Origin of the sequence: Streptomyces erythrochromogenes (genome assembly GCF_036170895.1) — a bacterium.
GTDB lineage: Bacteria > Actinomycetota > Actinomycetes > Streptomycetales > Streptomycetaceae > Streptomyces > Streptomyces erythrochromogenes.
In genome coordinates this window covers 1163403-1187131 of record NZ_CP108036.1, presented here as the reverse complement: position 1 = coordinate 1187131, position 23729 = coordinate 1163403, and the positions used below count along the sequence as shown (strand labels likewise).

26 protein-coding genes are annotated in these 23729 nt (G+C 73.9%); 9 read left to right on the top strand and 17 right to left on the bottom strand.

Annotated elements, in window-relative coordinates; genetic code table 11:
• Nucleotides 1-163: 163 nt before the first annotated feature.
• Genes egtD through egtA form a run of 4 tightly spaced genes read right to left on the bottom strand, consistent with a single transcriptional unit; the run spans nt 164 to nt 4513 of the window.
• Entirely contained in the window at nt 164-1144 is a 981-nt protein-coding gene (gene egtD / locus OHA91_RS05705; RefSeq protein WP_031147230.1) for an L-histidine N(alpha)-methyltransferase, read from the bottom strand.
• Nucleotides 1141-1899 (bottom strand): ergothioneine biosynthesis protein EgtC, encoded by a 759-nt coding sequence (egtC, locus tag OHA91_RS05700; RefSeq protein WP_031147232.1) that lies wholly within the window; start codon nt 1897-1899, stop codon nt 1141-1143. The genes egtD and egtC overlap by 4 nt, the downstream gene beginning before the upstream one ends.
• Nucleotides 1899-3203: an ergothioneine biosynthesis protein EgtB gene (egtB, locus tag OHA91_RS05695; protein ID WP_328738762.1), complete on the bottom strand. Its 1305-nt coding sequence runs from the start codon at nt 3201-3203 to the stop codon at nt 1899-1901. The genes egtC and egtB overlap by 1 nt, the downstream gene beginning before the upstream one ends.
• The gene (egtA, locus tag OHA91_RS05690) at nt 3200-4513 is read right to left on the bottom strand and encodes an ergothioneine biosynthesis glutamate--cysteine ligase EgtA (protein ID WP_328738761.1); all 1314 of its coding nucleotides are present in this window, start codon (nt 4511-4513) and stop codon (nt 3200-3202) included. Before egtA ends, egtB begins: the two co-directional genes overlap by 4 nt.
• On the opposite strand from egtA, the gene OHA91_RS05685 reads away from it, so the two are divergent.
• A complete protein-coding gene (locus OHA91_RS05685) occupies nt 4424-5476 on the top strand; it encodes a TIGR02452 family protein (RefSeq protein ID WP_328738760.1) in 1053 nt (350 codons plus the stop codon). The two genes, egtA and OHA91_RS05685, sit on opposite strands and share 90 nt — an antisense overlap.
• 43 nt (nt 5477-5519) lie before the next feature.
• Here OHA91_RS05685 and OHA91_RS05680 read toward each other — a convergent pair whose 3' ends face one another.
• The 8 genes from OHA91_RS05680 to OHA91_RS05645 form a co-directional block, all read right to left on the bottom strand.
• Nucleotides 5520-5987: a type II toxin-antitoxin system PemK/MazF family toxin gene (locus OHA91_RS05680; RefSeq protein WP_031147240.1), complete on the bottom strand. Its 468-nt coding sequence runs from the start codon at nt 5985-5987 to the stop codon at nt 5520-5522.
• A 70-nt stretch (nt 5988-6057) separates the two neighbouring features.
• Nucleotides 6058-6498 (bottom strand): DUF7144 family membrane protein, encoded by a 441-nt coding sequence (locus OHA91_RS05675; RefSeq protein ID WP_031147242.1) that lies wholly within the window; start codon nt 6496-6498, stop codon nt 6058-6060.
• A 78-nt stretch (nt 6499-6576) separates the two neighbouring features.
• On the bottom strand, nt 6577-8070 hold the full coding sequence (locus OHA91_RS05670; RefSeq protein ID WP_078959102.1) for an amidase: 1494 nt from the start codon (nt 8068-8070) through the stop codon (nt 6577-6579).
• 68 nt (nt 8071-8138) lie between these two features.
• Nucleotides 8139-8816 carry a hypothetical protein gene (locus OHA91_RS05665; RefSeq protein WP_328738758.1) on the bottom strand — a complete coding sequence of 226 codons (678 nt, stop codon included), beginning with the start codon at nt 8814-8816 and terminating at the stop codon, nt 8139-8141.
• 108 nt (nt 8817-8924) lie between these two features.
• Entirely contained in the window at nt 8925-9707 is a 783-nt protein-coding gene (locus OHA91_RS05660; RefSeq protein WP_031147248.1) for a DUF4190 domain-containing protein, read from the bottom strand.
• A gap of 141 nt (nt 9708-9848) precedes the next feature.
• The gene (locus OHA91_RS05655; protein WP_245240015.1) at nt 9849-10022 is read right to left on the bottom strand and encodes a hypothetical protein; all 174 of its coding nucleotides are present in this window, start codon (nt 10020-10022) and stop codon (nt 9849-9851) included.
• 18 nt (nt 10023-10040) lie between these two features.
• A complete protein-coding gene (locus OHA91_RS05650) occupies nt 10041-10277 on the bottom strand; it encodes a hypothetical protein (protein WP_245240016.1) in 237 nt (78 codons plus the stop codon).
• 111 nt (nt 10278-10388) lie between these two features.
• Complete coding sequence (locus OHA91_RS05645; RefSeq protein WP_276328741.1) at nt 10389-10793, bottom strand: MFS transporter; 405 nt, start codon at nt 10791-10793, stop codon at nt 10389-10391.
• 214 nt (nt 10794-11007) lie between these two features.
• On the opposite strand from OHA91_RS05645, the gene OHA91_RS05640 reads away from it, so the two are divergent.
• The 8 genes from OHA91_RS05640 to OHA91_RS05605 all read left to right on the top strand — a co-directional run bounded on the left by OHA91_RS05640 (nt 11008) and on the right by OHA91_RS05605 (nt 20711).
• On the top strand, nt 11008-12024 hold the full coding sequence (locus OHA91_RS05640; protein ID WP_328738757.1) for a LacI family DNA-binding transcriptional regulator: 1017 nt from the start codon (nt 11008-11010) through the stop codon (nt 12022-12024).
• 173 nt (nt 12025-12197) lie between these two features.
• Complete coding sequence (locus OHA91_RS05635) at nt 12198-13397, top strand: thiolase family protein (RefSeq protein ID WP_328738756.1); 1200 nt, start codon at nt 12198-12200, stop codon at nt 13395-13397.
• A gap of 155 nt (nt 13398-13552) precedes the next feature.
• The gene (locus OHA91_RS05630) at nt 13553-14992 is read left to right on the top strand and encodes an aldehyde dehydrogenase family protein (RefSeq protein ID WP_031147251.1); all 1440 of its coding nucleotides are present in this window, start codon (nt 13553-13555) and stop codon (nt 14990-14992) included.
• Between the two features lie 211 nt (nt 14993-15203).
• Nucleotides 15204-15611 carry a thioredoxin family protein gene (locus OHA91_RS05625; protein ID WP_037631576.1) on the top strand — a complete coding sequence of 136 codons (408 nt, stop codon included), beginning with the start codon at nt 15204-15206 and terminating at the stop codon, nt 15609-15611.
• Nucleotides 15612-15652: 41 nt separating this feature from the next.
• On the top strand, nt 15653-17080 hold the full coding sequence (locus OHA91_RS05620; protein ID WP_328738755.1) for a dihydrolipoyl dehydrogenase family protein: 1428 nt from the start codon (nt 15653-15655) through the stop codon (nt 17078-17080).
• A 447-nt stretch (nt 17081-17527) separates the two neighbouring features.
• Nucleotides 17528-18076 (top strand): hypothetical protein, encoded by a 549-nt coding sequence (locus tag OHA91_RS05615; RefSeq protein ID WP_266494232.1) that lies wholly within the window; start codon nt 17528-17530, stop codon nt 18074-18076.
• A gap of 414 nt (nt 18077-18490) precedes the next feature.
• Complete coding sequence (locus OHA91_RS05610) at nt 18491-19849, top strand: hypothetical protein (RefSeq protein WP_328738752.1); 1359 nt, start codon at nt 18491-18493, stop codon at nt 19847-19849.
• Between the two features lie 97 nt (nt 19850-19946).
• Entirely contained in the window at nt 19947-20711 is a 765-nt protein-coding gene (locus OHA91_RS05605) for a metallophosphoesterase (protein WP_328738751.1), read from the top strand.
• On the opposite strand, the gene OHA91_RS05600 is transcribed toward OHA91_RS05605, so the two are convergent.
• From OHA91_RS05600 to OHA91_RS05580, 5 genes are all read right to left on the bottom strand, one after another.
• Nucleotides 20684-20992 carry a DUF2087 domain-containing protein gene (locus OHA91_RS05600; RefSeq protein WP_031147263.1) on the bottom strand — a complete coding sequence of 103 codons (309 nt, stop codon included), beginning with the start codon at nt 20990-20992 and terminating at the stop codon, nt 20684-20686. The genes OHA91_RS05605 and OHA91_RS05600 overlap by 28 nt on opposite strands.
• Before the next feature lie 133 nt (nt 20993-21125).
• Nucleotides 21126-21776, bottom strand: a complete 651-nt coding sequence (locus tag OHA91_RS05595; RefSeq protein ID WP_031147264.1) for a hypothetical protein — start codon at nt 21774-21776, stop codon at nt 21126-21128.
• Nucleotides 21773-22228 carry a DUF6114 domain-containing protein gene (locus OHA91_RS05590; RefSeq protein ID WP_051892735.1) on the bottom strand — a complete coding sequence of 152 codons (456 nt, stop codon included), beginning with the start codon at nt 22226-22228 and terminating at the stop codon, nt 21773-21775. Before OHA91_RS05590 ends, OHA91_RS05595 begins: the two co-directional genes overlap by 4 nt.
• Nucleotides 22219-22848, bottom strand: a complete 630-nt coding sequence (locus OHA91_RS05585) for a DUF6230 family protein (protein ID WP_051892738.1) — start codon at nt 22846-22848, stop codon at nt 22219-22221. Before OHA91_RS05585 ends, OHA91_RS05590 begins: the two co-directional genes overlap by 10 nt.
• 107 nt (nt 22849-22955) lie before the next feature.
• A complete protein-coding gene (locus OHA91_RS05580) occupies nt 22956-23708 on the bottom strand; it encodes a MerR family transcriptional regulator (protein ID WP_328738750.1) in 753 nt (250 codons plus the stop codon).
• Nucleotides 23709-23729 lie beyond the last annotated feature (21 nt).

The following is a 23729-nucleotide window of genomic DNA, read 5'->3' as shown; positions in this document are numbered from 1 at the left end:
TGTGGCGGATCGCCCGGGCCCGCGGGATCCGGGCCGAGGTCACGCTGCTGCCGCGGATCCCGCCGGGCCGGTACGCGGACCGGCGGGACCTCGCGGCCGCGGCCCAGCGGGCCGTGGCCGACCGCGCGCCTGAGCGGACGGCCCTAGCGGGGTGTCTCGCCGATCAGGACCGGCCCACCGGGCCTTCGGCGACCGACAAGGACAGGGCGAAGCGGCCCGCCGCGTCGGTCCACCACTGGGTGAGCTCCAGCCCGGCCGCGGCCAGCTCCTTCCGTACGCCCTCCTGACGGAACTTCGCGGACACCTCCGTCAGGATCTCCTCACCCTCCGCGAACGGCACCGCCAGGTCCAGCGCCCGGACCTTCACCGTCACCTCGGACCGGGCGCGCAGCCGCATCTCGATCCACTCCTGCTCCCTGTTCCACACCGCCACGTGCTCGAAGTCGGCGGTGTGGAAGTCGGCGTCCAGCTCCCGGTTGATGACGGCCAGCACGTTCTTGTTGAACTCGGCCGTCACCCCCCGGGCGTCGTCGTACGCCGTCACCAGCACGGCTTCGTCCTTCACCAGGTCCGTGCCCATCAGCAGCGCGTCCCCGGGCGACAGCATCGCCCGTACGGACGCCAGGAACACCGCCCGCTCCGGCGGCAGCAGGTTCCCGATGGTGCCGCCCAGGAACACCACCAGCCGCGGGCCGGGGGAGTCCGGCAGCTGCAGCGCGCTGGTGAAATCGGCCAGCAGGGCGTGCACGCGCAGCCCCGGATGGTCGGCGAGCAGCGCGGTGGCCGCTCCCCGCAGGGCGCTCTCGCTCACGTCCACCGGTACGTAGGTGTCCAGCGCGGGCATCGCCTCGATCAGGTGCCGGGTCTTCTCGGAAGAACCGGAACCCAGCTCCACCAGGGTGCGGGCGCCGCTCTCCGCGGCGATCTCCCGCGCCCGCTCCAGCAGGATCTCCCGCTCGGCGCGGGTCGGGTAGTACTCGGGCAGCCGGGTGATCTCCTCGAAGAGTTCACTGCCCCGCGCGTCGTAGAACCACTTGGGCGGCAGCACCTTCGGCGTGTGGGTCAGCCCGTGCAGCACGTCCGCGCGCAGCGCGGTCTCCGCCGCGTCCTCGTCGAGGGTCCGGGTCAACTGAAAGCTGTTCACGTGCGGTTCTCCTTGAGCGGGGTCAGGCGGACCCGCGAACGGGTGGCGGTCAGCAGGGTCCGGTCGGGCACTTCGCACCAGCGGGTGTCGTCGTCGTACGGCTCGGACGCCACCACGGTGCGCCCTCCCGCCGGATCGGCCAGGTACCAGAGGGAATCGCCCCAGGCCGTCGCGGCGATCGCCGCGCCGTCCGTGAGCAGCAGGTTCAGCCGGGAGCCGGGCGCGGCCGAGGACAGCTCCCGCACGGGCTCGGCGAGCGCAGTGCCCAGGTCGTCCCCGGCCCGCAGCCGGCGCCGCACCAGGGCCCAGACCAGTGCCGAATCGGTACGGGCCGCCAGCTGGAGCAGTTCCTCGGGCGGCAGCGCCGCCGCGAGCGGGGCCGCCGCCGCGGGCCAGTCGCGCACCGCGCCGTTGTGGCTGAACAGCCACGGCCCGTCCGTGAACGGCGCGGCCGCGGCCTCTCCGTCGGCCCCGGCCAGTGTGGCGTCCCGTACGGCGGCCAGTACGGCCCCGCTGTGCACCACCCGGGCGAGGTCCGTGAAGGTCAGGTCGCCCCAGATCGGCCCGGCGCGGCGGTAGCGGGCGGGGACCGGGTCGCCCTCCGCGTACCAGCCGACGCCGAAGCCGTCGGCGTTGACCGTGCCGTTCTTCTGGCGGCGCGGCTCCCAGGACTGGCGCACCAGCGAGTGCTCGGGCTCGCTGAGCAGCCTCCCGAGCGCGATCGTCGGTCCCACGTAGGCGATATGACGGCACATCAGGCGTCCCTCGCGGTGCGGAACCCGGAGAAGATCTGCCGTCGCACGGGAAGGTCCCAGTTGCGGAAGGTGCCCCTGCAGGCCACCGGGTCCACGGCGAAGGAACCGCCCCGCAGCACCTTGTGCTCCGGGCCGAAGAACACCTCCGAGTACTCCCGGTAGGGGAACGCCCTGAAGCCCGGGTACGGCAGGAAGTCGGAGGCCGTCCACTCCCAGACGTCGCCGATCAGCTGGCGCACCCCGAGCGGGGACGCCCCGGCCGGATAGCTGCCCGCGCGGGACGGGCGCAGATGCCGCTGTCCCAGATTGGCGTGCGCGGGGGTCGGGTCCGCGTCGCCCCAGGGGTAGCGGGCCGAGCGGCCGGTCGCGGGGTCGAAGCGGGCGGCCTTCTCCCACTCCGTCTCCGTGGGCAGCCGCCGCCCCGCCCAGCGGGCGTAGGCGTCCGCCTCGTACCAGCTGACGTGCAGAACCGGTTCTTCATCGGGGACCGGCTCGGTCACCCCGAAGCGGCGGCGCAGCCATTGGCCGCCCTCCCGGTGCCAGAACAGCGGCGCCTCGATGGAGTGCCGGCGGATCTGGTCCCAGCCGGCCGCCGCCCACCAGCGGGGTTCGCCGTATCCGCCGTCCGCGATGAAGGCCCGGTACGCGGCGTTCGTCACCGGCAGCGTGTCCATCCAGAACGCCGCGGTCTCCCGCTCGTGCGCCGGCCGTTCGTTGTCCAGCGACCACGGCTCGGCGGAGGTGCCCATCGTGAACGGGCCGGCGGGTATGAGGACCTCGGAGGCGGCCGGAGGGTCGTAGGGGGCGTCCGGGTCCGGGGCGGTCAGCACGGGTGCGCCCCGCCGGAGCTGATGGGTGATCAGCATGGTCTCGTCGTGCTGCTGCTCGTGCTGGGCGATCATCCCGAAGGCGAACCCGTCGTCGAGGAGCGCGTTGCCCTCCAGCGGGGTGCTCTCCAGCAGGTCGAAGACCCGGCCGCGGACCTCTGCCGCGTACCGGCGGGCCTCCGCGGGCCCCAGTAGCGGCAGTTTCGGACGCTCGGCGCGCGGATGCTCGAAGGCGTCGTAGAGGGGGTCGATCTCCGGGTGCATCGAATCGCGTCCGGCGACCCGGCGGAGCAGCCAGAGCTCCTCCTGGTTCCCGATGTGCGCCAGGTCCCAGACCAGCGGAGACATGAGGGGGGAATGCTGGGCGGTGAGGTCGGCGTCGGTCACGGCGTCGGTGAGCGCCGCCGTCCGGGCCCGCGCGGCCGTCAGCGAGGCGGCCGCCCGTTCCCGCAGCCCGGGGTGGGATTCGGTGGTCATCGCAGGGCCTCCTTCCCTTCGGGCCGCAGCTGTGGCGGTTCGTCACCCGGACATCGGCCACGCAGCACGAAGCGCTCGTTGAACGCGCCGACGGTGTCCCGGACGTGGGCGTTCGCACCCAGCCGGGGCAGCGCCTCCGCGGCCGCGCGGAAGCAGGTCTTGGCGGCCGCCCGCAGCTCGGGATCGGTCAGACCGTGGCGGGCGGCGGACCGCCAGAGCGGATTGCGGGGAGCGGGCTGCGAGCCGTAGGAGTCGGCCAGCGCCTTGGTCACCCGGTAGGCCGTCTCGGCGGCCTCCGGGTCGTCGAACAGTGCGTGCACGACGGCCACCGGGACCAGCCAGCCGTCGTCGCCGGGCTGCGCGTCGATCATGCGCAACTCCATGTGGCCGCGCGGCCGCACGGGCGGGAACAGCGTGGTGAGGTGGTAGTCCAGGTCCTCGGCGGTGGGCGCCCGCCGGGCCTGCCCCTCGTCGCCCGCGCGCAGCCAGTCGCGGAAGGTCGTGCCGCGCGGGACGTCCCACGCCTCGCCCTCATACGACCGCACGCACATCACCTCGGTGTCCAGCGCCTGGCGCACCCAGCCGTCCCGCGGCCCCGCCTCCAGCGGCGGCGCGAGGGTGCGCCGGCTGTCCAGGTCGTTCCAGATCCCCTGGCGGGAGCAGCGCCAGCCCGCGTACGGGCCCTCGTCCGCGGGGGAGTTGGCGAAGGCGGCCACCAGGACCGCGCCCAGCAGGTGCGCGAGGCGCCAGCGCCGGCCGTGGCCGAGCACGCCCGGCTCCTCGTACCCGGCGTCCACGCAGACCTGCACGGAGGCGGAGGCGCACATCATGGCGCGCCCGGCCGGGCCGGTGCGGTCGAAGTAGGCCTCCATCGCGTCGTAGCGCGGGCTGTTCAGCAGCCGGTGGTACGGGAGGCGGGGATCGCGGCCGAGGCCGTGCAGGACGAGTCCCTGCTCCCGCAGGGTGGCGCGGACGGCGGTGAGATCGTCCTGGAGTCGGTCCACGCAGCCGGTGAGCGAGGTGGCGGGGGCCGAGCTGAGCTCGAGCTGGCCGCCCGGCTCGACGGTCACCCGGGAGTTCAGGGGCAGTGCGCGGGCCGCGGCGTGCGCCGCCCGGAGCCGCTCGGGGGTCACGCGCAGTCCGGGCCGCTCCGCGTCCAGGACCAGCCATTCGAGTTCGGCACCGATCAGGCGGGGCGGGCCGGTCTTGAAACAGATCCCGTGGATCAGGTGCTCCGCCTGCGTCTCGCTGATCGCGGGGGGCGGGGCAGCGTCCGGCGTGGGTGGGGGAACGGGTGGGTCGAAGGGCATGACCGGGTCCTCTTCTCCTGTCGGCGGCCGTGGCATCACCCGTGCCTACCCCTCCCTCGGGAACAAAATCCTTTGCCGCCGGGTAAAGGGGGTGCGCAGGATGGCGGCGTGAGCAGCAGATTGCGCGAGATCGCGCGGGAGAACGCGGAAATCCTTGCGGCCGGCGGGTACCGGACGCGGTCGGGGCGGCAGGTACCGCTCGCCGCCGCCCTGGCGGACGCCAAGGCAGGAACCAGAATATATGGACCAAACCAGGTCATTCCAGGCGAACAGCTCGTAGGTGGGGGTCGGGCGACGGTCGTCGAGGTCACGGGGGAGAGCAGCACGGTCGCTGCCCGTAGGCTCGCCGAGGGTGTTCCGGCGGGTCCGGGGGCCGGGCCGGCGGGGGCGTCGGTGGCGGTCCTGAACTTCGCCTCGGCCCGTAATCCCGGGGGCGGTTACGTCCGCGGGGCCAAGGCGCAGGAGGAGGCCCTGTGCCGCGCGTCCGCGCTGTACGAGACGCTGCTGGAGGCCCCGGAGTACTACGCGGTGCACCGCGCGGAAGTCAGCACCTTCTACACCGACCGGGTGATTCACTCGCCGGGGGTTCCGGTCTTCCGTGACGACCGGGGCGACCTGATGGAGTCGCCGTTCCTGGCCGGCTTCCTGACCTCCCCCGCACCGAACGCGGGCACGATCCTGCGGCAGGAGCCGGAGCGGGCCGCAGAGATCCCCGGGGCGCTGGTCCGGCGGGCGGAGCTCGTCCTGGAGGTGGCGGCGTCGCACGGGTACCGGCGGCTGGTGCTGGGTGCCTGGGGCTGCGGGGTGTTCCGCAACGACCCGGCGGACGTGGCCGAGGCCTTCCGCGGGCTGCTGGCGGGCCGGTTCGCGGGGACCTTCGAGCGGGTGGTGTTCGCCGTGCTGGACCGCAAGCCGGACACCCGGGAGGCCTTCGAGCGGGCGTTGGCGGACCTCACTGCCTGAGGACCGGGCGGCCCGCCGCCCGGTCCTCAGGCCGCTCCTGCGGCTACCGCCAGCCGTAGCGCTCGCGCAGCCTGTCGACCACCAGCCCGAAGCGTCCCCGGTCCAGCGCGCAGGCCTCCCGCCGCATCCCCGACTCGTGCACCCGCAGCACCCGGTCGACGTCCACCCACGACTCCCGCCCCGCACTGTCCCACGGGCCCGTTCCGATCGGCACCCACTCGCGGTCGCGGTCGTGCCGCTTGCTGGACAGCTGGACGGCTAGCAGGGTCGGGCCGCCCGGCTCGCGGGCCACGACCAGCACGGGCCGGTCCTTGCCGCGGCCGTCGTTCTCCTCGAAGGGGACCCAGGTCCACACGATCTCGCCGGGGTCGGGGTCGCCGTCGGGATCCGGGGCGTACTCGGTCCGCACCGGCCCGATGGCGTGCGGATCGGCCTCGGTGGTGGCAGTGGAACCGTCGCGGCCCGGCTGCTGGTCGGCGCGGCCGTTGCTGTGGTGTGAAAGTGCCGTCATCCGGGCGAGGGTACTGCCTGCCCGCCCCGGCGGCGGTCGCGCTCCGCCGTCACGGCGCGACCCTGCTCGGTCAGGTCATGTCCGCCTCGTGGTGGGCGCCCGTGCACAGCGCCCAGACCACGAGGATGTTGACGGCGATGAGCACCAGCGCCCACAACGGGTAGTACGGCAGCCACAGGAAGTTGGCGAACGCGCCCAGGCCGGCCACCGTGATGCCGAAGTAGCGCGCCCACAGGGCGCCGCTGAACAGGACGGCGCAGCCGGCCGCGACGAGTGCGACGCCCAGGATGAGGTGGACCCATCCCCAGCCGGTCAGGCTGAACTCGAACAGGTAGTGGCGGGTCACGACGAACAGGTCGTCGCTGGCGACGGCGGCGATCCCCTCGAAGAACGCCATCGCCCCGCCGAAGATCATCAGGACCGCCGCCAGGACGGTTCTGCCCGACGTGGCCGCGTTCCACGGGTCTGGATGCGTGCGGGCCGCCTGCGGCCTGCTGGCGTCAGTGGCCATTTCGAACTCCTCGGGTGGCAGGGCCGGCCGGGCGGGGCCAGGACCGGCGAGATCCCCCCCTCAGCGTGTCACGGGGGCTTACCCCCGGCATTCCGGCACGCCCGCCACCCCTGTCGCGGCATCCCCTCGGCCCGGGCGCCGCGCCGCCCAGTTCTCCGCAGCCTCCACCTGCGCCGCCAGCCCCAGCAGCAGCGGCTCCGAGTCCGCGGGACCGAGCAACTGGGCACCCACCGGCAGCCCGTCGTCCGTCAGCCCGGCCGGGACGTTCACCCCGGGCCAGCCCAGCACGTTCCACGTCCAGGCGTACGGGCAGGCCGCGATCATCGCCCGGTCCGTGGCCATCGCCCCCATCCCGGCCAGCGCTCCGATCCGCAGCGGGGGAGTGGCCGTCGTCGGGGTCAGGACCACGTCGAAGCGCCCGAAGATCTCGCCGACCCGCCTGCGCAGCAGGGCCTCCGCCCGGCGGGAGACCCGCAGCGGCAGGCCGCCCAGCAGCCGGCCCGTCCGTACGGCCTCGTGCGTACGCGGGTCCAGCAGCGCCGGATCCGGCGTCCGCGCCGCCCAGTCCCGTACGCCGCTGGTCGCGCGGGGTACGAAGGTCAGGCCGATCGGGCCGTAGCGGGGGTCCTCCGGGACCACCTCGTGGCCCAGCGACTCCAGCCGCGCGGCCAGCCGCTCCACCGCGGAGCGCACCTCCGGATCCAGCGATTTGGGCGTCGCCGTGAAGGCCATCCCGAAGGACAGGGCGATCCGCAGCCGGCGCGGGGTGCGCCGGGCCGCCTCGACCGCGCAGATGCGCGCCGGGCGGTGCAGGTCCTCGGGGTGCGGTCCGCTCGCGGCGTCCAGCAGCAGTGCCGCGTCCGCGACCGTACGGGCCAGCACCCCGTTGACCGTGAGCCCGTTGAAGGACTCCGGCTCCGGCCAGGTGGAGATGCGTCCGCGCTGCGGTTTCACGCCGACCAGGTGGGTCCAGGCGGCGGGGATCCGCACCGACCCGGCCCCGTCCGAACCGAGCGCGGCCGGGACCAGGCCCGCCGCCACCGCGGCCGCCGAACCGCCCGAGGAACCGCCCGGCGTGTAGGACCGGTTCCACGGATTGCGGGTCGCGCCGAAGGCCCCGCCCTCGGTGAAGGGCCACTGGCCCAGCTCCGGCGTCTGGGTCTTGCCGACGACGACCGCACCGGCCGCCCGCAGCCGGCGTACCGCCTCGCTGTCGGCGGTCTTCGGGGCGAAGGACCCGGCGCAGCCGAAGGCCGTCGGCTCGCCGGCCACGTCCATGTCGTCCTTCACCGCCAGCGGCACGCCCAGCAACGGCAGCCGTTCGCCCGCGGCGAGCCTGCGGTCCGCCGCGTCCGCCTCGGCGAGCGCGGCCTCGGCGCGCACCGTCCGGAAGGCGTTGAGCTCGGGCTGCGCCTCCGCGATCCGGCGTAGTGCCTGCTCGGTCAACTGGCGTGCCGAAACGCCGCCTTCGGCGAGCGCGGCGGCCATCCCGACCAGTCCGCGGTCCGCCGCGGATGCCGCCGCCGACCGCGTCGAGGCCGCCGCCGTGGCAGGACCCGAGGACTCCGACATCGTGAACCACTCCCCCCATTACCGATCGGTAGGAAGACGGTAACGGGGAGGCGCGGCCGCGTCATCCGTCAGAGCAAGTGCGATACCTCCTCGCCCCAGGACGAGAGCGTGTCGACGGCCCGCAGGCGGTGGGGGCCGTCGCCGAGGGCCGTGGCGCGGACGAGATCGCGGTGGCCCGGTATCCCGTCGGCGAGGGCGGGCAGCCGGAGCACGGCCAGCAGGACGCCCAGGGCCGCCTCGCGGACCTCGGGCGACCCGCCGCCACCGTCGTCGAGGAAGGGCCGCGCGGCCGCGTGGAACTCCGGGGCGAGGTCGAGGAACGCCTCGAGGTCCTCCTCGTCGCCGTAGGGCCGCTCCCGCTGGGCGAGCGCCTCGACGACCGAGTCCCCCAGCCATGCCAGCAGACCGGCTCGCAGGGGGAACGGGGCCTGTGGGCCGAACTCCACCTCCTCCTGCGCGACGCGGTCCGTGACCGGCCTCAGCGTCCGGGGATCCCCCAGCACGGCGGCCACGAACCGGGCCGCGGGGGCCGTGGCGGTGTAGAAGACCTGTTGGCGGGTGTGGGCCTCGACCAGGGCCCGGAAGGCCCAGCCCTGGACACCGGGATCATCGTCCAGCAGTTCCAGCAGCATCACGGGCGTGGCCGGCGCCACGTCGGGGCAGCAGTGCTCCACCGCGTTCCAGTCGGTCCGCAGGAGGAGGTCCCGCGGGTCCACGTGACCCTCGTACTCGCTGTCGTCGTTCATGGGGCCAGTGTCACAACCGCCTCTGACACCGGGCCGGACGAGCCGCGGGGCCGCCACCGGAATCGGTGGCGGCCCCGCGGACGTACGGCTCTGCTGGGCGACGGCGGCTCAGGAGCCGGTGGCGCGGGCCGAGCCGGTGCTCGCCCCGCTGGTGTCGCCCAGGAAGCAGGTGACCTCGCGGTCGCCGAGGGCCCAGGTGGCGGCCTGCGGGAAGTAGTAGTAGACCTCCAACTTCTCCGCGAGCTTGGGGTCCTTGCCCACGTAGTCGGTCAGCAGCGTGCCGGCGCACTTCTCCTCGGCGAGCGCGGTGACCTTCTCCGTACCCGGGTACGTCCCGTTGTCCAGGTTGAAGACGGCGTACGCCTCGCCCTCGTGCGGCTGGTCGCAGGGCACCACGCGCACCGAGAAGGAGGCCTCGCCGCCGTCCTCGTCCTGGTACTCCGCCAGATCGCCGTTCGTGTTGAAGCAGTCCCCCTTGCGGATGTCGCTCACCTTGACGGAGCCCGATCCGGTGACCTGGCCGCTGGTGTCGCGCTTGGCGGAGGGGCCGTCGTCCAGCGCCCCGGAGAGGCCGAGGACCAGCAGGATCCCGTAGAAGGCGATGGTCGCGCCGTGGATGACGATCGCCGCCACGGCGAAGCCCTTGCCCTTCTCACCGCGCTTGCGGATCTGGGACAGGGCCACGATGCCGAGGATCAGGGGGACCAGCGGGATGGCGCACACGAGCGACATCACGAACGCGACGATGGCCAGCGCGTTGTTCTTCTGCGGTGCCTGCGGCGCATACCAGCCCTGCGGGCCGCCGTACGGCGCGGGCTGCCCCGGCTGTCCGTACGGCCCCTGCTGCGGGTACGGCTCGGGGGACGGCGGGGGACCCGGAGGTATGGACATGCGCGTGGAGCTCCTTGCTCAGAGGGTGGGACGCAGCCGACGCTGGGGCGGCGACGGTCGGCCGCCCGTTGAAGGCAGGCTCGATGGTCGCACGAGCCTCGGACATCACGAGCCCCGGTATCCCCCGCCGGACGACAGGACCTAGCGCGGAGGCGCGTCCTGGACCCACCCCTCCAGGGAGGCCATGAACCCGTCGAAGTCATCGCGGTGGATGGTGTGGCCGGCGCCGACGAACAGCCTGCGGCGGTCGAAACGGTTCGAGAGGCATCCGCCGAGGACGGTGGATACCACCATCGCCACACTGGTCAGCGGCACCAGCACCGCCACCGCCGCCTAGGGCTCGATGCCCTCGGGGAGCACGGTGTGGTCCTGCAGGATGTAGAGCTGGTAGCCGCTCACCGCGAAGTAGCCGAGGACCAGCAGGACCCGACCGATGAAGGCCCACCGGAAGTCGTGGTCCCGCAGCGCGCTCGCGAAGGCGGCGAGCTGGGCCCTGACGGGCAGCGGGGCGCGGGCCGGGAGCCGCTCCTCGCGGCCGCAGGCGGTGAACAGGACGGCGGCGCCCGCCACGAGCGCGCCGAAGACGAGGTACCCGGTGCGGTGGTCCTCCGAGAAGGCCGCCCCGATCAGCGCGCCGAGGGTCGAGCCGAAGGGCAGGCCGAGGCCGACCGCCGCCGAGGCCTAGCCGCGGGCGCTCACGGGCACCCGGTCGGGCACCACGGAGGTGATGGCCGCCTGGTACACGTTCATGACGGCCTGTCCGAGGCACCAGGCGATGGTGATCAGCAGGATCGTGTCGGCGAAGCCGAGCAGGAACATCGCCGGTACGGCTGCCGGCCCGCCGCCGAGGATCCAGGGGTTGCGCCGTCCGCTGCGGTCGGACAGGGCGCCGACGACGGGGTTGAAGACCATGGCGAAAATCGCCGAGACGCCCGCTATCAGGCCGAAGTAGGGCCACGGTGCCCTCCTGGGCAGGTGCGAACGGACAAGGGGAGGAAGGGGATTGAGAGGGGTGAAACAGAGGAAACCGGGCGCGGTGGTGCGAGGGCGCGGCGGCGGGGCGGCGCAGGCGGGGTGGGTGCGCACCGCCCTGTCGCGACGGCGGGGGTGCGACGGAGCGCGACAGGGCGGCGGCACGACGGGGCGTGCGCCACGTGCGGTGACGCATGGGTCGGGGGGTGCGACGAGGATGCAACGCGGTAGTTACACGTGTCAATGGCTCGTGTAACCACTGTGTGGCATTCGTTTCCGGCCATCCGCCAGACCCGCGGCCCATCCGTTCTGGAAAGATGCCACGGCAATGTCTCAGTCATCGAAGTCGCCGGAGCCGCCGGCCCCCGTTCCCACCAGCGCCGACGTGGCCCGACGCGCGGGCGTGTCGCGCGCGACGGTCTCGTACGTGCTGAACAACGCCGAGGCCGTCCGGATCAGCGAGCCCACCCGCCGCAAGGTCCGCGAGGCGGCCGAGGAGCTCGGGTACGTCCCGCACGCCGCCGCCCGCAGCCTGCGCGCCGGACACACCCGGATCGTGCTGCTGCCCACCCCGCACGTGCCGATCGGGCCGCTCTACAGCACCTTCCTCAACGAACTCCAGTGGGCACTGCGCCGGCTGGACTACACCGTCGTGCAGTACGGGAGCCTCGGCCTCAGCGGGGACGAGGCCGTCCGGGCGTGGGCGGAACTGCGTCCGGTGGCGGTCATATCCCTCGGCGAGATCACGCTCTCCGCCCACAACGTCGCCACCCTCAAGAGGGCCGGCGCCCGAGCCGTGATCACGATGGGCCCGGCCGGCGTACCCGGGGCGCACGCGCTGGTCATGGACCAGCAGGAGGTCGGCGCCCGGGCCGCCGCGCACCTGGTCGAGCGGGGCCGCCGGCGGATCGGCGTGGTGGTCCCGCGGGAGGAGGGGCTGGAGCTGTTCTCCGCGCCCCGGCTGGCGGGGGCCCGCGGCGTGGAGGGCGCGGAGGTCGAGGCCCTGCCGATGGCGTACTCGGAGGAGTCCGCCGCGGAGCTCGCCGCCCGGTGGCGCGGGCTGCGGCTGGACGCGGCGTTCGCGTACAACGACGAGTACGCGATGCTGCTGATGCGGGCCTTGCAGGACGAGGGGCTGCGGGTCCCCGAGGAGGTGGCCGTGATCGGCGCCGACGACCTGCTCATCGGACGGCTGCTGCGGCCCCGGCTGAGCACGGTGCGGATCGAGATGCCGACCGGAGACCACCTGGCGTCGCTCGTGGACCACGCGGTGCGCGAGCCGTCCGAGGCCACGCAGCGGCACGATCTCATGGCCGCCGAGGCCGTCCACCGGGAGTCGACCTGACCTGGTGAGCGGGCGGGGCCGGGCGGACCCGACCGAGGGTGGCCGTTGACAGGCGGTGACCTGCGGACAGAGACTGCGGGCGCGCCCCACCGGGCGTGCCCGGCGGCGTGCCCCGGTGCCGACACCGGCACCGATGCGCCGGCGCCCGTACGGATCCGCCCAGGAGAGACCCCATGAGCATCCGCACCGTCCGCGACGTCTACGTCGTCGACGCCGTCCGCACCCCGATCGGCAAGTTCGGCGGCGCCCTCGCCGGAGTCCGCCCGGACGACCTGGCCGCGCACGTGGTGCGCGCGCTCGTGGACCGTACGCCCGATCTCGATCCGGCCCGCATCGACGACGTCGTCTTCGGCGACGCCAACGGCGCGGGCGAGGACAACCGCGACGTGGCCCGCATGGCGGTCCTGCTGGCCGGCCTGCCCGTCACCGTCCCCGGTGTCACCGTCAACCGGCTCTGCGGATCCGGCCTGGAGGCCGTGATCCAGGCCGCTCGCGCCATCGCGCTCGGCGACGCCTCCGTGGCCATCGCGGGCGGCGTCGAGTCGATGAGCCGCGCCCCCTGGGTGGTCCAGAAGCCCGAACGCGCCTTCCCGGCCGGACACCAGCAGATGTGGTCCACCACGCTGGGCTGGCGGATGACGAACCCGCGGATGCCCGCCGAGTGGACCGGCTCCCTCGGCGAGGGCGCCGAACTGATCGCCGACAAGTACGCCGTGACCCGCGAGGCGCAGGACGCCTTCGCGCTGGAGAGCCACCGCAAGGCCGCGGCCGCCTGGGCCGCCGGTCTGTACGACGGCGAGGTCGTGCCCTACGGGGGCGTGGACCTGGCGCGGGACGAGTGCATCCGCGAGGGCTCCACGCCCGAGGCGCTGGCCAAGCTCAAGCCCGCCTTCCGGACGGACGGCCGGGGCACGGTCACGGCCGGCAACGCCTCGCCGCTCAACGACGGTGCGGCCGCCCTGCTGCTGACCGACGAGGCGGGCCTGGCCGCCACCGGCCGGGAGCCCCTCGCCCGGATCAGCGCCTCCGCCGTCACCGGAATCGAGCCCCAGCTGTTCGGTCTCGGCCCGGTGGACGCCGTGCAGCGCGCGCTCGGCAAGGCCGGCCGCGGTTTCGGCGACCTCTCCGTGCTCGAACTCAACGAGGCTTTCGCGGCGCAGGTGTTGGGCTGCCTGGCCGCCTGGCCGGAGCTGGACCCGGCCGTGGTCAACCCGCGCGGCGGCGCCATCGCGATCGGCCACCCGCTGGGCGCCTCGGGTGCCCGGCTGGCCGGCTCGGTCGCGCACCAGCTGGCCGCGGCGGGCTCCGGCACCGGCATGGCGGCGCTGTGCATCGGCGTCGGCCAGGGCATCGCGCTCGTCCTGGAGCGCTGACCCCGGCCACCAGGGCGTCGATCGTTTCCGGTCAGCCCTCGTCGTCAACTGCCCAATAACTGAACAGAAGTGGCGCCTCCGGTCTGGCACGATGGCGCGTGCTGCCGCCCCCCTCGTCCGGCATCCCGCCCATCCCCACCCGGAGGCCCCGCGCCATGCCGCTCCTCGACCCGACGCTCTGGCAGGACGGACCCACACTCACCGGCGGTGCCGCCCCGGTCGTCGAACCCGCAACCGGCCGCACCCTCGCCACCCTCGACCTCGCCGCCCCCGCCGACGTGGCGGAGGCCGCCGTACGAGCCAGGGCGGCGCAGCGCGACTGGGCGCGCGCCACCCACCCGCAGCGGGCGGCCGTGCTGCGCCGCGCCGGGGACCTCTTCACCGCGCACGCCGACGAACTGCGGCAGTGGCTGGTGCGCGAGTCCGGGTCGATACCCGGGAAGGCCGACTTCGAGCTGCACGTCGCCGCGCAGGAGTGCTACGAGGCCGCGGCACTGGCCTCGCGCCCGACCGGGCAGGTGCTGCCCAGCGAGGCCCCCCGGCTCTCCTTCACCCGCCGGGTCCCGGCCGGCGTGGTCGGGGTCGTGGCCCCCTTCAACGCCCCGCTGATCCTCGCGATCCGCTCGGTCGCGCCGGCGCTGGCCCTCGGCAACGCCGTGCTGCTCAAGCCGGACCGGCGCACCGCCGTCTGCGGCGGGCTCGCGCTCGCCGCGGTCCTCGCCGCCGCAGGGCTCCCGGACGGGCTGCTGCACGTCCTGCCCGGCGGCGCCGACACGGGCGCCGCGGTGGTCGCCGACCCGCGGGTGCGGGTGGTGTCCTTCACCGGATCCACCGCCGCCGGTCGCACCGTCGGCGAGCTGGCGGGACGTCACCTCAAGCGCACGCACCTGGAGCTGGGCGGCAACTCGGCTCTCGTCGTGCTCCGCGACGCCGACGTCGGGGCCGCCGTCGCCCAGGCCTCCTGGGGGTCGTTCTTCCACCAGGGCCAGATCTGCATGACGGCCGGCCGCCACCTGGTGCACGCCTCGCTGTACGACGAGTACGTCGAGCGGCTCGCCGCGCGCGCCGAGGCACTGGCCGTGGGGGACCCGTACCGCGAGCAGGTCCACCTGGGGCCGCTGATCGACCGCGCCCAGCTGGACCGTGTGCACGCCCTGGTGGAGGCCAGCACCTCGGCGGGGGCCAAGCTCGTCGCCGGCGGCACGCACCGGGGGCTCTTCTACCGGCCGACCGTCCTGGCGGGCGTCGCCGACGACACCCCCGCCTACGCCGAGGAGGTCTTCGGCCCGGTCGCGCCGGTACGGTCCTTCGCGACGGAGGACGAGGCGGTGGAACTGGCCTCGGCGGGACCGTACGGCCTGTCCCTCGGGATCGTGACCCGCGACGCGGGGCGCGGCCTCGACCTGGCCGAGCGGATCCCGACCGGGATAGCGCACGTCAACGACCAGACGGTGGGCGACGAGGCCGTCGCGCCGTTCGGCGGTGTCGGCGCCTCCGGCACCGGCGCCCGCTTCGGCGGCGAGGCGAACCTGGACGCCTTCACGGAACTGCGCTGGACCACGGCCCGCACCACCCCCGCGGGCCACCCCTTCTAGGTCCTGTCGTCGAAGTAGCGCCGGTCAGGCCCGCGGAGTCCGGCGCCGTGGGGTCTCCCCAGGCCGCAGGGCCCAGGGGAAGCATCGGTGGAACGCCCCCGGCGGCCGGCGGGCCCGTCGGCGGGTCCGGCAGGCTCGGCCGATGCGAGGAATGCCGGAGGCGGGTCGTTCGTTCAACGTGCAGACGGCTCTATCAGGAGGTCTGGACACCGTGGCTACAGTCGAGCTCACCAAGGAAAACTTCGACCAGACGGTCAGCGAGAACCCGTTCGTGCTGATCGACTTCTGGGCGGGCTGGTGCCGGCCGTGCCTGCAGTTCGCCCCGGTCTACGAGAGGGCCTCGGAGGCCCACCCCGACCTGGTCTTCGCCAAGGTGGACACCGAGGCCCAGCAGGAGCTGGCCGGTGCCTTCCAGATCACCTCGATCCCGACCCTGATGATCGTCCGGGACCAGGTGGCCATCTTCGCCCAGCCCGGCGCCCTGCCCGAGGCGGCGCTGACCGACCTCATCGGGCAGGCCCGCGCCCTCGACATGGACGAGGTGCGCGCGAAGATCGCCGCCTCCCAGCCGGGCGCGCAGGACTCCGGCGCCCAGGGATCCGGCACGCCGGAGGCGTGAGTGCGTGACGCGGCCACTGATCAGCGGTGAGACTGGCCCGCATGACTGAAGCCGTGGAGTACGACGTCGTGGTGATCGGCGGGGGCCCGGTCGGCGAGAACATCGTCGACCGGACCCGCGCCGCCGGGCTGAGCACGGCCCTCGTGGAGAGCGAACTGGTCGGCGGGGAGTGCTCGTACTGGGCCTGCGTCCCGAGCAAGGCGCTGCTGCGCCCGGTGCTGGCGCGGGCCGACGCCCGTCGGGTACCGGGTCTGGCGGGGGCCGTCGGGGGCCCCCTGGACACCGCGGCGGTGTACGCGCACCGCGACTACTGGACCGGCGACTGGAAGGACCAGGGCCAGATCGACTGGCTCGAATCGATCGGCGTCGACGTCCACCGCGGCCACGGCCGCCTCGTCGGGGTCCGCAAGGTGTCCGTCACCGGCCCGGACGGCGAGCAGCACGTGCTCTCGGCCCGGCACGCGGTGGTCGTCGCGACGGGGACCCGGGCGATGGTCCCCGACCTCCCGGGGATCGCCGGAGCCCGCCCCTGGACCAGCCGGGAGGCGACGTCCGCGCGGCAGGCCCCCGGTCGGCTCGTCATCGTGGGCGGCTCCGTGGTGGCGTCCGAGATGGCCACCGCCTGGCAGGGGCTCGGATCGCAGGTGACGGTCCTCGTACGCGGCGCCCGGCTGCTGCCGCGGATGGAGCCCTTCGCGGGCGAGCTCGTCGCCGAAGCCCTGCGCGAGGCCGGGGCGGTCGTCCGTACGGGCGTGGGGGTCGAGGCGGTCGAACGGGACGGGTCCACCGGGCCCGTCGGCGTGGTGCTGGAGGGCGGGGAGGTCGTCGAGGGCGACGAACTGCTGATGGCGACGGGCCGCGCGCCGCGGACCGAGGACCTCGGGCTGGACACCGTCGGGCTGACGCCCGGCGGCTGGATCGGGGTCGACGAGACCTGCCGGGTGCCCGGCTTCGACTGGCTGTACGCCGTCGGAGACGTCAACCACCGTGCCCTCCTCACCCATCAGGGCAAGTACCAGGCCCGCATCGCGGGCGCCGCCATCGTCGCCCGCGCGGCGGGCGCCCCGCTGGACACCGCCCCCTGGGGCGCCCACACGGCCACCGCCGACACCCGCGCCCTCCCGCAGGCCGTCTTCACCGACCCGGAGGCCGCCGCGGTGGGCCTGACCCTGGCCGAGGCCGAACAGGCGGGCCACCGGGTGCGCGCCGTCGACTACGACCTGGGCAGGGTCTCCGGTGCAGGCCTGTACGCCGACGGCTACCGCGGCCGGGCCCGGATGATCGTCGACCTCGACCGGGAGGTCCTGCTGGGGGCCACTTTCGTCGGCCCGGGTGCCGCCGAGCTGGTGCACGCGGCGACCATCGCCGTGGCCGGGGAGGTCCCGATCGCGCGGCTGTGGCACGCGGTACCGGCCTTCCCGACGGTCAGCGAGATCTGGCTGCGCCTGCTGGAGACCTATCGCGGCTAGGTCGTTTCTTCGGATCCTGCCGGTCGAGCCCGCGTCGTCCGGTGCCGTGGATCGCAAGGCGGAGAGGCTCCCGATCACTGGACGTCCTCGGGCGCCTCGACAACGCGGAGGTGCGGTGCCGGGCGGCGCGGGTCCAGCAGGATCCGGAAGGGACGGCCTGGCCCTTGAACCGGCGATGTCCCCACCGCGCCCCGGGGTGCCCGGGGCGCGGTTTTCGGCCTGATTGGACGATCTGGTCCTGCCCGTGCCTTGTTCGCCACGCCCGCGGGTGCCGGCAGCGTGCCCGCCCGCAACAGGAAGGCCGCGCTCGGGAAGGCCGTTCGGGCCTGCGCTTGACCTGCTCCGACGGTCTGTCACGTGGCGTGAACCAGCCGTACGCGCTTGATCGAAATTAGGTTAGCCTTACCTGAGTTCCGCTGATTCCCGCACCCGAAAGGTGTTCTTGTGATGCGTGCTGCCTCCGCCGCCTCCCTGCCCCGAATCGCCGCCCGCGCGGCCGTCGCCGCCTCCGCCGCCGTCGCGCTCGCCGTAGGCGCGGCCGGTTCCGCCTCGGCCGCCACCTCGACGCGTACGGTCACCGACGGCTCGGCCACCTACAGCCTCAGCGTCACGGCGCCCTCTTCCGCCGCCGCGGCCGGGCAGAACGTCACCGTCACCGGCAGCGGCTTCAACACCGGCAAGGGCATATACGTAGGACTCTGTGCGGTGAACGGCGCGCAGGGCGCGACCAAGCCCACCCCCTGCCTCGGCGGTTCGGACCAGTCCGGCACCACCGGCGCCTCGCACTGGATCAGCAACGTCTTCGGCGGCACCCTCGCCAACACCTCCAAGTACGGTCCGGGTGGCACCTTCAGCGTCACCATCCACGTCAAGGCCGACCTGGGCGGCGGCCAGATCTGCGGCGAGACGGTCGAGTGCGCCGTCGTCACGCGCGCCGACCACTTCAACTCCTCGAACCGCAAGTACGACGTCCACGTCCCGGTGACCTTCAACTGACGCGATTCCGCGCCCCGTTCCGCCGTACCCCGGTCCCGCCCGTCGACGAGGAAGCCATGACACCCCGACACCCCCTCACCCCCGGCCGCGCCGGCAGCGCCTGCGCGGCGCTCGCGCTCGTGCTCGCCTCGGCCGCCGCCGGCAGCCCCGTCTCGGCGGCCGGGGGTGAGGGCGGTGACGTGCCGCAGGGCACCGTCGTGTACCGGACGACCGCGCAGTTCACCACCGCCGGCAGGGCCCGCGACCTGCTCCTGCACCCCGACTCGAAGAAGCTGTACGTCGGTTCGGACGACCTGCCCGAGACCACGGAGGCCGACGAGAGCGGTCTGCACGTCCTGGAACCCGCCGACGGGCAAGGTCCGCAGCACCGTCAGTCAGGCCCCGGGACCCACGGGCACGCTGGGCCGGCGGGCCGTGCGGCAGCTCGTCGCGCCCCTGCCCGGCGACGGGGCCGTGTTCGTCTACCCGCTGCGCGGCATCGGCACGGCCAAGGACGGGGACGCCGCGGCGGCGGGGGTCTGGGTGCCGGGCGGGCCGGTCACCGACGCCGCCCCGGGGCCCGCCCCCTCGACGGTGCTGGTGGCGCAGGGCTCCGTGCTGTCGGAGGTCGACATCGCCACCGCGGCCGTCAAGCGCTCCCTCACCCTGGAGGGCGGCGAGCGGTTCGCCTACGACCGGGCGCGCGGCACGGTGTGGTTCACCGACTTCGGAAACCGCCGCCTTTACCGCGTGGACCTCGCCTCCTTCACGGTGGCCGCGACCGTCGCGCTTCCGGCGGGAGAAAGCTTCGCAGGCTTCACCGAGGTCGATCCCGAGACCGGCGCGGTGTGGGTCGCACTGGACACCTCCGTCATCGTGCACGACGCGACCGGCAAGCCGATCGGCACCGTCAGGGGCGGCGCCGGGGCGGACATGCCCCGCGCGGCCGGGTTCGACGCCGCCACCCGCGAGGCCTTCGTGGTGTGGCAGGACGCGGGGGACACCTCACAGCCGGGCAGCGACGGCGACGGCGCGCTCACCGTCCACCGCACCCGGGACCTCAAGGAGGCCGCGGGGGCCGTCGTGCTCCCTGGAAACCACGCCCAGTCGGGCAGTGCGGCCGTCGCCGTCCAGCCCGGCGGCGCCACCGTCTTCGTGTCGGACCCGGCCGCCGGCCGGATCACCCGGCTGGAGCGCTCCACGTCCCCCAGGATCACCCGCAGCCCCGAGGACCGGACCGTCGCCGCCGGGGCCGAGGCCTCCCTGACCGCGCAGGCCGAGGGGACCCCCGCGCCCACCGTCGTCTGGCAGGTCAGCACGGACGCGGGCCGGACCTGGCAGGCCGTGCCGGGCGCGACCTCCGCCACGTACTCCTTCAAGGCCGCGCCGGCCGACAACGGCCGCCGCTACCGGGCCGAGTTCGCCAACGACGCGGGCGTGAGCCGTACCGCCCCGGCCACGCTCACCGTCACCGCCGCGGACACCACGACGGGCGGCTCCGCGCCCGCGACCGGCGGCTCGGCGACTTCGGCAGGCACGGACGGCTCCACGGCCACGATCGGCGGGTCCGGTTCGGCCGGCAGCTCGGCCGGCAGCTCGGCCGGCAGCTCGGTCGGCGGCGCGGTCGGAGGAGCAACCGGCACCACGGTCGGCGGTACGGGCACCACCCCCGCCGGCGGTGCGCTCGCCTCCACCGGAACGGCCGTCGCCTCCCTCGCAGGCGGCGCGCTCGTGCTCACGGCAACCGGCTCGGTGCTGGTACGCCGCACCAGGCCGCGCCGCACCACCGGCTGAGGTCCCGCGACGGGGCGGACGGGGAACGGCGCGGCCCGTCCGCCCCGTTGAACGTGTCGACCGCATCTCTCGACCAGGGATTCAGGAGACACCGCACGTGATCGTGATCGCACACCTCAGCGACCTCCACCTCGACGGTGGCCGGCGCGCGGCCGACCGCACCCGCGCCGTCATGGAGTACCTCGACGGCCTGCCCCACGACCTGGACGCCGTACTCGTGAGCGGGGACATAGCCGACCACGGCGAGGACGCGGAGTACGCGGAAGCCGCCAAGCTGCTCCGCTCGCGCCACCCCCTGGTCGTCTGCCCCGGCAACCACGACGAGCGCGCCGCCTTCAGCCGGGGACTCCTGGGGGAGGAGACGGGGTCCGTGCTGCCCGTCGACCAGGTGCTGCGCGGCGACGGCTTCGTGCTCGCCGTGTGCGACTCGTCCGTCCCCGGCGCGCACCACGGCTTCCTGGAGGAGTCGACGCTGGCCTGGCTGGACGGTGTACTGGCCGACACCCCGCGGGACACTCCGGTCCTGGTCGCCTTCCACCACCCGCCGGCCGAGCTGCACACCCCGTACGTCGACGAGATCCGCCAGTTCGGCGAGGAGCGGCTCGCCGCCCTGGTCGATCGGCACCCGCACCTGACGGCGTTCCTGTGCGGGCACGCCCACACCGCGGCCGCCACCACGTTCGCCGGCCGGCCGCTCCTGGTGGCGCCCGGTGTCGTGTCCACCCTCCGGCTGCCGTGGGAGGGGCGCACCGGGTCCTCCGAGCACGTGCACCTCGACGAGCCGCCGGCCGTCGCCTTCCACGTGCTGGGCGACGACGGCCGGCTGACGACCCACTACAGGGTGGTCGTGGACCGCCGGTAGCTGCGGCCGTCGCGGGTCCGCGTGAGCAGGCCCGAGGTGATCAGGTGGCGCCGCAGCGCCGAGCAGTCCTCGTGCACGGTGCGCAGGGCCTCGTTCACCTCGGGCTCCGTGTAGGTGCGTTCCACCGAGAAGAGGGTCTCGGCCAGGTGGACGAGCAACTGCTCCCGGCGGGCGGCCTTGCGCGGGATCGCGGTGAGGCGGCCGCCCGAGAAGAGGTCGGAGACGTCCCGGCGGAGCGGGCGCGCGGCGGACTGCTGCGGGGGGTCGGTGCTCTGTGACATGCCGTCGACCCTCTCGCGGCCCGAACGGTCCGGCAACGCAATTTCCCCGCCCGGGCGGGTCCGGGCGGCAGTCGGCCCGCCCGGCCCCGGACGTCTCGGGGCCGGACGGGCCTGCCTTCGTACGGCGGCCGGATCAGGGGCCGACGGTGATGTCCTGCGCCGGGTCGGTGACGTCGGAGACCTTGTAGACCGCGTTGAAGACGGACGCGGTCGCGCTCGTCGGGCAGCCGAACCCGCCGGTGACCTTGACCGGTACGGAGGCGTTGGTGAAGGTCAGGCTCGACGGGCTGCCGTTGGCCCAGGTGCCGGCGACGTTCGCCGGGGCCGTGGGCGCCGCCGTGACCGTACAGGAGGCGAGCCCGGTCGTCTTGAGGACCAGCCCCCCGGTCGGAACGGTCATGGTGGCGGTGATCGGCGAGCCGTCCTGCATGGACACCGCCCACGCACCGCTGGTGGTGACCGTCGGGGTCACCCCCGGCATGCTGGAGGTGCAGGAGCTGTACGTCGGCGGCGAGATCGGCGAGGACACGGGCCCGGCCGGGTTGTTGTTGCCGGGAGCGGCCGGCACCGTTCCGGTGGAGACGGAGACCGTGCAGGTCACCGTCACCGAACCGGCCTTGAGGGTGGCCTTCCCGCTGAGGACGGCCTTGAAGTCGTGGCCGGCCGGGGTGACGGTGGTCGACCCGGCCACGGGCGCGGGAGCGGCGGAGGCGGTGACCGAGGCGAGCGCTATGGCTCCGGCGGCGGCCGTCCCGAGGGCGAGCGCGGTGCGCGTGCGGCTCATGGCTGTGCTCCTTGGGGATCGGAGTGCGGGGTGGGGGGAGGGGACGCGATCCGGGGCGGGGCCGGATCCGCGGTCGGCGCCGCGCCCCCGGCGCGCTGGGCGGCGTACGGCTGCCAGGCGAACATCAGGCCGCCGCCGAGGATGCCGAGGAGGGTGCCGATCAGGAACCCGCCCAGGTTCGACAGGACCAGCGCGGCGGTGGCGATCAGGGTGGTGAGGACACCCGCGAGAGCGCGCTGGGGCGGTGAGAACCAGGCGGTGAGGCCGAGCACGACCATCACGATGCCCATCAGGACGGACGGGATCCCCGCCACGCCCTGCTGGAGCATCACCTTCAACGGCGCCAGCGGGAGGACGCAGATCCACGCCCCGGCCAGGATCGCGAACAGCCCGCCCCAGAAGGGCCTGCTGCGCCGCCACCGGCGCCACCGCTGACGGCGGCTCAGAAGCATTCCTTCTTGCCCTTGCTGACGTTCATGCTGAGGCCGGAGAGCTTGAAGGTGCCGGCGTTCGTCGCCCACGCCGTCTGCTGGAGACCGGTGATGCGGACCGTGTCGGCCTGCTGGGCGAAGAGGTCCTGCATGCCCTGCGCGTCGGCCGGCCCCTTGTCGAGGGTGGAGGCGTCGCGCCCGATCTCGATGTTGCTGAAGACGGCGTCGCCGGCGAGCTGGGTCGCGTCGACGAAGAGGTTGCTCGCCTCCACCGGGGTCTTCTTGCCCGCGGTGAGGTTGAGCGAGATGTCCCCGATCACCGGGAGCGTGGTGACCACGGACTGGCAGAGGTTGTGCAGCTTGGCCTCCCGGATGGCGGTGACGGCCACCGGGATGAGCTCCTCGCGGGCGTTGACGTCGACGCCGCCGTACTGGGCGAATCCCTCGCCCTCCAGGCTGCTCGCCGACACCTTGAACTGCTGTCCCGACACGGCGAACGAGGCGGCCAGCGCGCCCTGGGCGAGGGCGATGCCGAGGCCGGCGGTCACCGCGACGGCGGGGACGGTCAGGACGGCGAACCGGCGCCAGCGGACGCGGCCGGATTCGCTGTGATCGTCGGATAAATGGGGGGAACCGGTCATGGGAGCGTCCCTTATTTCGGCTGTGCACCGTTGTTACCGACGAGTTGAATGTAAGAGTGCCAATGGTGGTTGGCAAGGTTGTGCGAGCGCACCCTTTGAGCCGACTCCTACTGCTCCGTACGCAGCAGTTCGGCGACCTCCGCGTCCACCCGCCGGGCCATCGCCCGGGAGAACTCGGTGGCCACGACCTCGCCGGCCACCGGCCGCAGGGCCGTCACCGCCGCCGTGATGTGCTGGAGCTGGGTGGCCGAAAGCAGCTCCAGACCCTCCGCGCCGATCACATGCCGCCGGAACAGTCCGACGAACCGGTCCGCGAGCGCGGCCGCCTGCGCCTGTACGAACTCCCCGGCGTCCAGGATCTCCGTCAGCGGCACTCCCTGCCGCACCAGCGCCAGCGTCGCCTCCAGCAGCCGCCGGCTCGGGTAGGTGACCAGGTCCCCGTCGACCGTGACGTAGCCGAGCTCCGCGGCCCGCCGGGTGTCCTCGGCGGTGGCCGTCGGGCCGAACAGCTCGCGCAGCTCCGTCCGGGTCATCGTCACCGGCTCCTCCTGCACCCAGTCGCGGGTCATCTCCCGCTCCAGGCCCAGCAGTTGGGACAGACCGCCGCCCTCTTCCCAGGCGTTCAGCAGTTCCGCGATGCCGTTGACCGTGTAACCGCGCCCCAGCAGGTCGCTGATCAGCCGCAGCCGGGTCAGGTGGTCGTCGGAGTACCAGGCGATCCGGCCCTCCCGGCGCGGCGGCGGGAGCAGTCCGCGCTCCTGGTAGTAGCGCAGGTTGCGCACCTTGACGCCGGCCGCCCGGGCCACGTCCTCCCGGCGGTAGCGCCCACCACCGCTTACGTCCTCCACCTGGCTGCTCACGCGCCAGAGTGTAGGACGTAC